Genomic DNA, 12,160 nt, shown 5'->3' on the forward strand with positions numbered 1-12,160 from the left:
AAAACCAGTTGCACTGGGTGCTGGATGTGAGTTTAGGTGAGGATGCGTGCCAGATATACCGTGGTAATGCAGCGACTAATCTTGCCACGATGCGACACTTTGGTTTGAATATGTTACGCGCTGAGAAGCGAAAAATGAGTATCAGAAGAAAGCAGCGTCAGGCATTGATGAATGAGGCTTATTTGGATGCGGTGCTTGAAGCCGGCATGAGTGTGGTTATTAAATGACCACTCGTAATCTCACCCTGGCGGGTTTAGCATCAATAAAGCCTAAGTCTAGTTCTTTTTCTGAAACCATTTTTTCAATAACTAAACTATTATCAATGACTAGTTTTATTTTTACATCGGGATATTGGTTCTTAAATAATGGAATTTTTTTAGATAATACATAGTTACCAGCAGTCTTGCTGCTCCCAATGGTTAACGTCCCCTTAATGCCATGTTCAGGGAATGAAAATATATTTTCTAACTCTTTTCCCTTGGATAGCATTTCATTAGCATAAGGTAATATTATTTCTCCATGCGCATTTACAACCAAACCTCCCGCCACTCGCTCAAATAATCTGCAGCCTAAAGAGCTTTCTAATTCTTTAAGTGCCATACTTACAGCAGGCGTTGACATATGAAGTACTTTTGCCGCTTTTGAGATCTGCCTCTCAGAATGTATGGCTTTAAAGATCATCAATTGTCTTAATGTTATCCGCATCAAATGCTCCGCGAGGGGAAAATCAGTTATACTAGCAGTATAATAGTTTAAAACGATAAATAATTAACATGATAAATATCTGGTTTTTATAAAGCGGCTATGTAGCCGCTTTATCTATAGAGGTTAAAATAGATATCTTGTAGATACAAAAATGAGAGTGTCATCAAACTCAGTATGTCCTTTGGCGTCAGTATAGTCACCATCAAAATAGGAAATACCTACTCCAAAAGTCAAATCCTTTTGAGCCTTAAAATCAACGCCTACTGAATATTGACTTGCATCACTCTCTTTTAGTGTTTTTAGATCTGCTCCGGCATTTTTTGTCACTTTACCCAGCCCAGCATCATCTTTTAAATATTGAAATTTTATATCATATTTATTAATAGGAACAACCATACTTAACAGGTAGGAGTTACCTTTAATATTATCATAAATACTTGACTCAGAGCGCTGGTACATAGCCCCCAATTTTACGGATGAAATAGCAACACCACCCACCAGTCTTGTTGCCTCTAACTGGTTCAATCCATCAGCGTAGGCTATTGAAATATAGTGACTATTCTTTTTAAGTGCTGTATCGCCTAGGGAAAAACTAATTGCATAATTGTTTTGTTTATCAGAAAGTTCTGGATTTTTTTGATTAAAATCCTTATCAAAAACATAACTGATACCCATAGTAACACCAGCGACCTTAGCGCTATTTAATGTTATCGAATCGCCTAATCTATCGTTACCTGCAATGATCATATTCATATCGCTTGAGGTAATATTAAACAAATCCACTTTACCTTCAGCACTTTTAAAAACGGTATCATTTCTTCCGAAAACAGCCGAGCCATAGTTAGTTTTAAAACCTAAGTAAGAGTTCCTCGGTTTGAAAATATTAGAATCATCGTTATCAAAGCTTTCTATCCCTGCTTCAAATTTATATAACAAGCTAAAATTATCATATACACTATACTCACCTTTAACGCCTAAATATGATGCATAATTTTCAAGGGAAAATCCATCAACTTTCTCGTTACCAGAAAGACCATTACTTGAGTTGGCCACACCAAGCCACAGTCTTCCATAAAAATCTAATGGCTCAGATAAAGCTGGAGTTGAACAAATTAAAATAAAACTAAAACCAAGATATTTAGCATTTTTCATCGACATCACCTTTTTAGAATGTAAAAGCAATGTCATATTAGAGATTTAAGCAAACACATCTCCGCTTTAGATCACATCTAATCAACAAAAACATCAAGTTAAGCATAACTTAAAGTGTGTTAAGTTATATTTAACAATTTCAATTTATTGCTCAATGTCACTATTTAAAAAAATTAAGAAACTATCATCACGCCAAATCTTACCAAAATAAAAACTGGAGAATTGCATGAAGATAAAATACTTGAGTATTATTGTCTGTTCGATTTTAACGGCGTCATCATGGGCTGCTGATAATAAAAATGATTTAGCATCATTCCATAAAGATGTTAATGGTTGTAAAACCTGCCATACAGCACCCAATAAAGTGAGCGATAGCGAGACATTTGAAAATAAACAATGTAAATCCTGTCATGGTGATTATGGAAAACTAGCAAATCCCAAACTAGAAATTGACCCACATTCTTCACACTTAGGTGATATTAATTGTACGTCTTGTCATAAAGGACATGAACAACCAAAATTATATTGTAATGAATGTCATTCATTTAAAGGGCTCGACATGCCTTTTAATAAAGCCAAATCTAAAGAACCGTGGGACAAAGGTTGGGATAATGAAGCCATAAATAAAGCGATAGCTGCAGGTCCTAAAGAAACAACGGATGTGATTGTTGTTGGAGCCGGTAGTGCTGGGTTTAATGCTGCGATTGCAGCTAAAAAGGCGGGGGCTAACGTTATATTGCTTGATAAAGCACCATTTAGTGGTGGTAACTCTATGCTCGCCGCAGGCGGGTATAATGCTGTGGGTACAGTTCAGCAAAAAGATCATAAAGTCGATGATAAAATCGAATGGTATGTCGAAGATACAATGAAAGGCGGTCGATATGCTAACGACCCTAAATTGGTACAAATATTAGCGGAGCAATCGGCTGATGGCATTAAATGGTTAGAATCTTTGGGCGCCAATATGGATGATTTAAAACGCTCTGGCGGCGCTAGAGTCGATAGAACACATCGTCCATCTGGTGGTTTAAGTGTTGGTCCACATATTATTGATGTACTAAGAAAAGCATCAGATAAAGAAGGGGTTGATACAAGACTCAACTCCAAAGTTGTTAAATTGGTTGTTGATGATGAACAAAAAATTGTGGGTGTTGTCATCCACGGTAAACACTCTGGTCACTATATGGTTGCTGCTAAGTCGATTGTTTTAGCCACAGGTGGTTATGGGTTTAACAAAGAAATGATTGCTTTTTATCGCCCTACATTTAAAGGCATGACAAGTTCAAATAATATCACTTCAACTGGGGATGGTATTGAACTTGCTAAAGCAGTCGGTGCAAGTATGACTGATATTGATTGGATCCAGACGCATCCAACAGTAGGAAAAGATAGCCGTATATTAATTTCAGAAACGGTTCGAGGTGTCGGGGCTATAATGGTTAATAAAGAAGGCAATCGCTTTATCAATGAATTAACGACTCGAGATAAAGCTTCTGATGCCATTCTAAAACAACCTGAACAATATGCTTGGCTAGTATTTGATAATGAATTATATAAAAAAGCTAAAATGGTTCAGGGGTATGATCATTTAGAAATGCTTGAAAAGGCCAATACTGTTGCAGAGCTTGCAAAAATAACAGGAATGACCCCAAGTGTTTTAGACAAAACTATCACAAACTACAACCATTATTTCAAACAGGGTAAAGATGAGGCATTTAACCGTGAGCAGATGCCGCTATCAATAGAAAAATCTCCTTATTATGCCGTAAAAGTTGCTCCTGGCATCCATCATACTATGGGGGGAGTTGCCATTGACACTAAAGCTGAAGTACTCGATATACAAAGCCAACCGCTCAAAGGTTTATTTGCGGCGGGAGAGGTGACCGGTGGTGTTCATGGGTATAATCGACTGGGTGGTAATGCTGTCGCTGATACTGTGATTTTCGGTAAAATCGCTGGGACAAATGCTGCTAAACATGCTCTAAATACAAAGTAACGCTAAATCAGTGAGAGACTCGTTATTGTCTCTCACAACATCTCAAGTTTTATTCATCGTAAATATTAGCAATAAAATTATTGCTTAAGTTAAAGTGCTCCCCTGCTATTTTTTGAGAGGCTAATTTAGCCTCTCTTTTTTATTTGTCGGTAGAATTAGATTTGATGGATTTTGCTCACTTTTCGATGGCTTCATCTTTTTAGATAACGCGGGAATATTGGCGAATTGTACTTACTCTGTCGATGAATCGAATAATACACTGTCGGCGAGTCCAGCATCGCACGGCTTCTTAGAGAACCGATTACAGATATGAGCGTCGGAACCATAAGCCGGATACGCAGTAACGATTACTATCACTGAACCTATATTTCCAGTGTTTAAAATTATTACACATATATTGATCAGCTTTAATGCTCAATAGGATGGTGTTGTTAGACTTTCCTACAGAGCATCAAAGCGGGTGAGGCTATTTGGCTGTATTACGCCGCGCAAGCCAGGCACTCAAGCGCTCTTGTGTGCCGATGACAAAGACAAAAAACGCCGGTACGAAGAATATTGCCAGCAAGGTACCACTGAGCATGCCACCGAATACGCCAGTACCGATTGCATGTTGAGTTTCGGCGCTGGCACCGCTCGCAAGCATTAAGGGTATTACTCCGAGAGTAAATGCCAATGACGTCATCAGAATGGGACGTAGACGCAAGCGTGCAGCAGTCACTGCAGCATCTATCAGCGTATGGCCCTCGGCGTGCAATTGGCGGGCGAACTCGACGATGAGAATGGCATTTTTTGCTGATAGGCCGATGATGGTGATCATTCCCACCTTGAAGAACACATCGTTAGGCATATCACGCAACATTACAGCCGCTACCGCGCCCAGCAGCCCCAGCGGTACGACCAACATCACCGACAGTGGGATCGACCAGCTTTCGTACAATGCAGCGAGTACCAGAAATACTACCAGAGCGGACAACAACATCAGCAATGGTGCCTGTGCCGCCGATTGGCGCTCTTGCAATGATGCCCCGTCCACGCTACCGCGAACCCTTGCGGCAATTGCGCCACTAAGCGTTCCATCTCGGTCATCGCTGCGCCGCTGGAAACGCCAGCTGCAGCACCCCCGGAAATACGCATAGCAGGGAAGCCCTGAAAGCGCATCATTTGCTGTGGCGACTCTTTCCATTCAGCCGTCACTACTTCCCGTAGAGGCACCATGCCACCACTTGAATTACGCACGCGGAGGCTGAGCACGTCGTCCAATTGCATTCGTGCCGTAGCGTCGGCCTGCAGGATGACCTGCTGCATACGTCCATTATTTGGGAAATCATTGACATACAGTGATCCCATGGCCGCCGAAAGTGTGCTGCTTACCGCGGCGAAGGACAGACCCATAGCCTCGGCTTTTGACCGATTGATATTCAGGCTAATGCTCTCACCGGGCGGCAGGCCATCTGGGTAGACATCGCTGACCACCTTGCTCTGGGCAGCTAGTGCCAGCAATTGTGCCTGTGCAGCTATCAATGCAGCCTCGCCCCGATTGGCTCTATCCTGCAGGAACAGAGTGAAACCGGAGGATGTGCCCAGCTCGTCAATGGCTGGCGGCATCATGGTCATCACTGTGCCTTCAACGTTATCAGCCATAGCTTGCTGCGCCAGTGCCGCTTCTTCGGCTGCCGTAGCACCATTACGCTGATCCCAATCTTTGAGCATAGTGAAGGCCATGGCTGCATTGGGGCCGGAGCCTGCAAAGCTAAAGCCCAGCACTACCATATTTGCACCCAGCGTTGGGCGCGATGCGACGTGCGCCTCGTAGGCTTTGACCACATCCAGCGTGCGCTCGCTGGTAGCGCCTGTGGGTAATTGGATGGAGGTCATGAAATAGCCTTGATCCTCTTCTGGTAGAAAGGACGACGGCAATTGCCCAGCAGCGAGGATCAGCACTGCGCAGAGTACGGCAAATGCCGCCATCATACGTCCACTGCGTCCAACCAATCGTGCTACGCGTGCACTATAGCCTGCGGTGAGTTGTTCAAATCCACGGTTGAAGGCGCCGAAGAAACCGCCTTTTTGATGGTGATCAGCACTCACTGGGCGCAGTAGCGTGGCGCATAGTGCTGGCGTTAGGGTCAGTGCGAGGAAGGCCGAAAACAGAATAGACACCGCCATCGACAAAGTGAATTGTTGATAGATCACTCCCACTGAGCCGCTACCGAAGGCCATGGGGATGAATACGGCGGTCAGCACTAGCGTGATACCGATCACCGCGCCGGTAATTTCCTTCATCGCCTGTGAGGTTGCCTCCCGCGGCGACAGTCCTTGGGTAGCCATCAGTCGCTCAACGTTTTCCACCACCACAATAGCATCGTCAACAATAATGCCAATGGCCAGCACCATGCCGAACATGGTCAGCGAGTTGATTGAGAAGCCTGCCAGTAACATCACCGCGAAGGTTCCGAGTAGCGCTATGGGCGCGACGATAGCTGGTATAAGTGTGTAGCGCAGGTTCTGCAGGAACAGGAACATCACCATAAATACCAGCGCCATAGCTTCAAACAGGGTATAGATTACTTTTTCGATAGACACTTTGACGAAGGGGGCGGTATCGAATGGCACTGAGTAGCTCATGCCAGCAGGCATACTCAGCGCCAGTTCGGCTAGACGTTCACGTACCGCAGAAGCTGTGCGTACAGCGTTGGCTCCTGGCGAGAGCTGGATAGCAGCACTGGTCGCCGCCACACCATTTTCACGGTTAGAAAAACCATAGGACTGAGCGCCAAGCTCGACCCGTGCCACATCAGAGAGCACCAATTTTGCGCCATCGGCACCGGCACGTAGGACGATAGCAGCGAACTCCTCGGGTGTGCTGAGTTGTCCTTGCACTGTTAAGGGAACCGTCAGTCGTTGTCCCTGTAAGACAGGTTCATCACCGAGTCGCCCTGGGGCTATTTGTGCGTTTTGCTGCTCAATAGCGATAGCAAGGTCGTTCATTGTCAGACTATAGGCGGTGAGTTTATTCGGGTCTACCCAGACGCGCATGGCTTGCTCGGCACCGAATAATTGCACGCGACCAACACCGTCGATTCGGCGCAGTTCCTCGACAATATTGCGTGCTAAATAGTCGTTTAGCGCGATTTCGTCGAATTGGCCGTTTGGAGATGTCATACCAATCATCATCAAAAAGCTTGAAGCGGCCGACTCAACCTGCAGACCGCTCTGCCGTACAACTTGAGGTAGGCGTGGTTCAACAGCCTTAATACGATTTTGCACATCAACTTGGGCCATTTCCGCATCAGTGCCTGGTTTGAAGGTGGCGGTTATTTGTGCACTGCCCGAGCTGTCCACCGATGATTCGAAGTACAGTAGGTTTTTTACCCCCGATAGTTCACGCTCGACAAGGCTTACTACAGAGTCATTAAGTGTCTGTGGCGTGGCTCCAGGATAAGCGGCATAAATGCTCACCGACACGGGTGCCACTGATGGGTAGCGGGAGATGGGTAATTTGGGAATGGCGATGACGCCAATCAGTACGATAAATAAGGCTATCACCCAAGCAAATACTGGGCGGTTGATGAAAAACTGCGGCATGACGACTTCTCCAAATTCAGCGCACGACAGCGCTAAGTTGCTGATTAGCAATAGTAGGTTGCCAAGGGCGCGCGACGACCTGCGCAGTTGGGCTTAGGCGTTCGATGCCTTCAACAACTATCTGCTGACCAGCGCTTAGGCCGGATACTACGTGATAGTGACCTGCCACCAATTCATCGACCTTTATTGCCACAGGCTGCACCTTAGCCTGCTCATCAAGCACCCACACTTGGGGTTGGCCAGCTTTGCGAGTCACAGCCTGCTGAGGCACGTTCAGAGCCGTAGGATAGTAAGTTTGTGGAATGCGAGCTTTTACGTAAAGACCGGGTAACAGACGATGCTGCGGGTTATCTACCAGTACGCGCAGCAGTACATCGCCAGTACCTGCATCTACTTGAATGCCGGAAAATAAGATATGCCCTTGCATGCCAAGAGGCTCGCTACTACTGCTAAGGATCTCAACAGCCAACTCCGGGGCTCCAGAGTTGGCCTGCTGACGCATCGCCTCCAACATTGATGCTGGCAAACGTACATCAACGTACACTTGGTCGATTTGTTGGATCCTCGCCATGGGTGTGGCATCGGTGGGTGAGACCAATGCACCTTCACTCACTAATGCCTCATCTATACGTCCGGAGATTGGTGCTTCGACGCTGGCAAATTGTAGATCTAACTGACGCCGCGCCAGCGTCGCTTTGGTTTGGGCTACATCTGCGGCAGCCTGATCACGCTGGGAAATCGCATCGTCATGCATTTGTTGGCTGACGGCCTTGGTTTGTATCAAAGAGGCTAAGCGATCGGCTTCTTGACGAGCCCTAATCCATACCGCTTCGGCACGCTGTAACGCTGCCGCAGCAATATCGACATCGGCTTTAAATGGCGCTGGATTTATTTGGAACAGCACAGTGCCAGATGTTATCTCGGCGCCTTGTTCGAAGAGACGACCTTGCACTATGCCGCTAATCTGCGCGCGGATCTCAGCACTGCGAACCGCAGCGACACGACCGGGTAGATCTTCAGTCACCAATAGTTCTTCGTTCTCTAGTGTCATCACTGACACTAGAACCGGAGCAGTTGTCTCTTCATCCTGTACCGCTGAATCACAACCTACCAATCCCAACACGGCAATTCCTACAACTAACACAAAGCTTAAGTGCCGCTGTTTGATGTACATAACCTACTCTCCTCAATGTACAGCGATCTCACTAATGGCGTTTTATCAAACGCTAGAGAACTAATGCTGAATTATGACGAGTCAGTATTGCGAATTATTCGAGACATTGTGGAGAATGTATGGAGGGGATGATAAAGTTCAGCCATTTTAACGTTGGGGCAATCCATGGCTAATCTCAATGCGTCCGTAAGTTCTATGACTTCGGCACTGGTGTTAATTGCAGAGGATGAAGCAGAGATTGCCGATATCCTTATCGCTTATTTGCAGCGCAGTGGGCTGCGAACTCAACATGCTATCGATGGTATCCAAGCGCTAGCCATGCACCAAATATTTAAGCCCGATCTATTACTGCTCGATGTACAGATGCCGAATCTCGATGGCTGGAATGTACTGAATGAAATTCGCACCCGTGGTGACACGCCGGTGATCATGCTCACCGCGCTTGATCAGGATATCGATAAATTAATGGGGTTACGCCTCGGTGCTGACGACTACGTGGTTAAACCATTCAATCCCGCTGAGGTGGTGGCTAGGGTGCAGGCAGTACTGCGACGCGCCCGCACTAACACGCCTATAAATACCCAAATGTTGCGCGTCGGCCAGTTCCAAATCGACTTAGACAGCCACGAGGCTAGCGTAATCTGTAACGGTCAGCAGCAAGCACTGGATCTGACCTTGACCGAGTTCAAACTGCTCGCTTGCTTGATGCGTACACCGAAACGTGCTTTTAGCCGTGAGGAGCTGTTAATTAATTGCTTGCCTGAGGGCGATACTCAGGAACGAACGGTAGATAGCCATATCAGTAAGTTACGTAAAAAGCTTGAAGTCCTCAATATTCAAGGAGTGCCGCTCAGTGTCTGGGGGGTTGGCTATCGCTTTGGTGGTGAAGTATGAGGCAAACACCGGGTTTGCGCAGGCAAATTATCCAGTCCTTAGCGGTAATGACATTAGGCATCATTTTCCTGTCAGTGTTTGGCTCCTATGTATTCTATGCCATTGCAGTGGCCTACCTGCCAGGCAGTATATCTGAAACCTGGATGCCTTCTCAGATGGAAATGCTATGGATAGTTTGCACTATCATAGCCGCATTGGGGATTGCGCTATTTGTTGCCATTCGCCTGTCACGGCGCATTCTTACTCCTCTTAACTCTGTGGCATATAGCCTACGCGAAGTCGCCCAAGGCAAGCTCAACGCGCGTGCGCGAATGGACCAACATGCGATGGGGGAGACGGCGCAATTGGTGAGTGACTTTAATGCTATGGCCGAGCGCCTAGAGTATATGACTCGCGAGCGGGAGTTTTGGAACGCGGCAATCGCTCACGAACTTCGTACCCCTGTCACCATTCTGCGTGGTCGGTTGCAGGGGTTAGCGGAAGGTGTTTTTAGCCCCAGCAGTGAGCTCTTCGAGGGACTGTTACGCCAGGTTGAAGGCCTTAATCACCTGATCGAAGATTTACGAGTGCTGAGCCTCAATGACAGTGGTCATCTAGAGTTACAGCGGGATGAGGTCTGTTTAGCCGAGGAACTTAGTGCGGTGATTGAGACTTTCGCTGCGGTATTAGACGCTAAGGGACTCATACTAAAGCAGGAACTCGATACAAGACTTAAAGTTTACTGTGATGCTATACGAATACGGCAGGCGCTGATGGCGCTGCTGGAAAATGCACGCCAGCATGCTGATCCTGGCACTTTGACTGTACGATTTTACCGCTCGGGGGCAAGCTGTTATCTCAGCGTCGAAGATGAAGGCCCTGGTATCCCTGATGAAGCAGCAAGCTACATATTCGAGGCATTTCGCCGAATTGATCCGTCTCGCTCTCGAAAAAGTGGTGGCAGTGGGCTCGGCCTCGCAGTGGTCAAAACAATTGCTGAAGCTCACGGCGGCCACGTGGTCTGCCAGCCATCGGGCCATGGAGGAACAATATTCGTTCTTTCTTGGCCTGTTAAGGCAAGTTAAGGTTCCCCTTAACTATGTCCTGATGCTGGAATTATCTATAGGAAAGGTGACGTGCTGAGTGATTCCTGCACGTATGGCCACCGCGTCAGAGCACATTGCTGAATCGGGAAAATGCAGGGATTGTAGGTATTCCCTAGATCCCATTGGTTGTTATCCGATATTGATTACAACTAATGGGATGTTATTTTGTTTGAATACGCTCAATTTGTTGTACTTGTAGCCTTAATATCGCATTTGCGTGTAACTGTACATAAATTGTTGAGGTAATTAAAACGTGCAAAATTACATTATTTATGTTTAAATTTAGCAGGTTATGATTAAACGGTTTACTGTTATAGAGTGTCAGGGGGCGGAGGTTCGAATCTTCTCATACCGACCAAATTAGATGCATTTTGTTAGTTTGTTTTAATCATTAAAATAACCAGCAGTTAAGTAAAACAAAACCCCGTGTTAGCATTGCTATACGGGTTTTGTTTTTTTATATCTTTTCGCTGCCCATATGATTAACGCTGCTTGCGACTAAGGTTCAAGTTCGAGTGATTAGGCTGGCTTTGGCACAGCAAAAGGCAAAAGGCAAAAGGCAAAAATTTTCAAGGCGAAATCGTCAATTTCACAAATTATATGCATCCGCCATTTAGCATTTAAGACATTATTGAGTAGGACATTTACCTATGCGCGCGTTTGTTTTACGAGCAAGATCAGCACCTACTGACAGTCAGTTGTTTTTGGCTTCTGTCGGCCAAGAGGCGCATACCGAGATTTTAGCTCATACCCTGATGAACACTATTTTTGTGGCTCAGTCCCATCGAAACGATGTTGTCGTTTATTTGGTGCTAGAAAGTACCCATGATTTTTCCCGCACTATTTGCTTCGATACTCGAAATATTTGCCATATTGGTGGTTTTCACGAGCAAGCTTTGCTCACTAAAATTGCCAAAGCCTTAGATATTTCTCGGGGTATGACGAAAGAGCAAACTCGCGTTGTGGATGAGGGCATTACTGTGAGCACCATCAGTTTTGAAAAGCTGGTACAGGACCTCGCGGTGGATTATCAATTGTTTATGATGGATAAGAAGGGCACTTCAATCCGTGAGCAAGAATTTGTGGGTAATCCGTGCTTTTTGCTGACCGATCATATTCCTATGCCGAAGAAAAGTTTTAATACCTTGAAACGACTCGGTGCGCAAAAGATCAGCTTAGGGCCAAAGATGCTGTTTGCTTCCCAGTGCGTGGTATTGATCCATAATGAATTGGATATTAATCAATAGCCTCTGAGTCTTATGTATCCGTTGCTAACGCTGACTATTCCTGTGGTAACGTGTGTGTCGAGCCCCATTTTTTAATCTGTCTCTTGATCACATCTTTTGCTCAAGAGACAAGGCTAGCTGGTAACCTTCAAGGATGGTTTGCAGTTTAAACCATCCTTGCCATAACCTTTCCCAGCCCACAATTCCGCTTCGTTTGCTGTCATTCCAGCCCGCGAGTTTTCCTAATCTTAGATAAGCCCAATGCACACTGGGGACTTGTTCGGGCGGTTGGCTTTTTTCCGTCTTTAGCCATAACAACTTCCAGGCCAATGGGCTTAACAGG

The 12,160-nt window shown here is 45.8% G+C and carries 7 protein-coding genes and 3 pseudogenes; 5 read left to right on the forward strand and 5 right to left on the reverse strand.

The window, feature by feature from the left end; all coding sequences use genetic code 11:
• Positions 1-227, forward strand: a pseudogene (locus L5M28_RS23305) (ISAs1 family transposase); the annotation flags it as partial.
• On the opposite strand, the gene L5M28_RS23310 reads toward L5M28_RS23305, so the two are convergent.
• Complete coding sequence (locus L5M28_RS23310; protein WP_263204494.1) at positions 220-705, reverse strand: LysR family transcriptional regulator; 486 nt, start codon at positions 703-705, stop codon at positions 220-222. The pseudogene L5M28_RS23305 and the gene L5M28_RS23310 overlap by 8 nt on opposite strands.
• Before the next feature lie 123 nt (positions 706-828).
• A complete protein-coding gene (locus L5M28_RS23315; protein ID WP_263204495.1) occupies positions 829-1,857 on the reverse strand; it encodes a porin in 1,029 nt (342 codons plus the stop codon).
• 226 nt (positions 1,858-2,083) lie between these two features.
• Here L5M28_RS23315 and L5M28_RS23320 point away from each other — a divergent pair, with 226 nt between their 5' ends.
• Positions 2,084-3,853, forward strand: coding sequence for a flavocytochrome c (locus L5M28_RS23320; RefSeq protein ID WP_263204496.1), 1,770 nt, complete (start codon positions 2,084-2,086; stop codon positions 3,851-3,853).
• A 466-nt stretch (positions 3,854-4,319) separates the two neighbouring features.
• Here L5M28_RS23320 and L5M28_RS23325 read toward each other — a convergent pair.
• A pseudogene (locus tag L5M28_RS23325) lies at positions 4,320-7,438 on the reverse strand (multidrug efflux RND transporter permease subunit).
• A gap of 16 nt (positions 7,439-7,454) precedes the next feature.
• Positions 7,455-8,612: an efflux RND transporter periplasmic adaptor subunit gene (locus tag L5M28_RS23330; RefSeq protein WP_263204497.1), complete on the reverse strand. Its 1,158-nt coding sequence runs from the start codon at positions 8,610-8,612 to the stop codon at positions 7,455-7,457.
• A gap of 165 nt (positions 8,613-8,777) precedes the next feature.
• Between L5M28_RS23330 and L5M28_RS23335 the strand changes: the two genes are divergently transcribed.
• The 3 genes from L5M28_RS23335 (at position 8,778) to trmY (ending at position 11,838) form a co-directional block, all read left to right on the forward strand.
• Complete coding sequence (locus tag L5M28_RS23335; RefSeq protein ID WP_113940506.1) at positions 8,778-9,506, forward strand: response regulator; 729 nt, start codon at positions 8,778-8,780, stop codon at positions 9,504-9,506.
• On the forward strand, positions 9,503-10,570 hold the full coding sequence (locus L5M28_RS23340; RefSeq protein WP_263198603.1) for an ATP-binding protein: 1,068 nt from the start codon (positions 9,503-9,505) through the stop codon (positions 10,568-10,570). Before L5M28_RS23335 ends, L5M28_RS23340 begins: the two co-directional genes overlap by 4 nt.
• 671 nt (positions 10,571-11,241) lie before the next feature.
• Positions 11,242-11,838, forward strand: coding sequence for a tRNA (pseudouridine(54)-N(1))-methyltransferase TrmY (gene trmY, locus L5M28_RS23345; RefSeq protein WP_006086220.1), 597 nt, complete (start codon positions 11,242-11,244; stop codon positions 11,836-11,838).
• Positions 11,839-11,925: 87 nt separating this feature from the next.
• Here the strand turns inward: trmY and L5M28_RS23350 are convergent.
• A pseudogene (locus L5M28_RS23350) lies at positions 11,926-12,160 on the reverse strand (IS4 family transposase); the annotation flags it as partial.

Source organism: Shewanella sp. SW32, from assembly GCF_025653365.1.
In the GTDB taxonomy this organism is placed as follows: domain Bacteria; phylum Pseudomonadota; class Gammaproteobacteria; order Enterobacterales; family Shewanellaceae; genus Shewanella; species Shewanella oncorhynchi.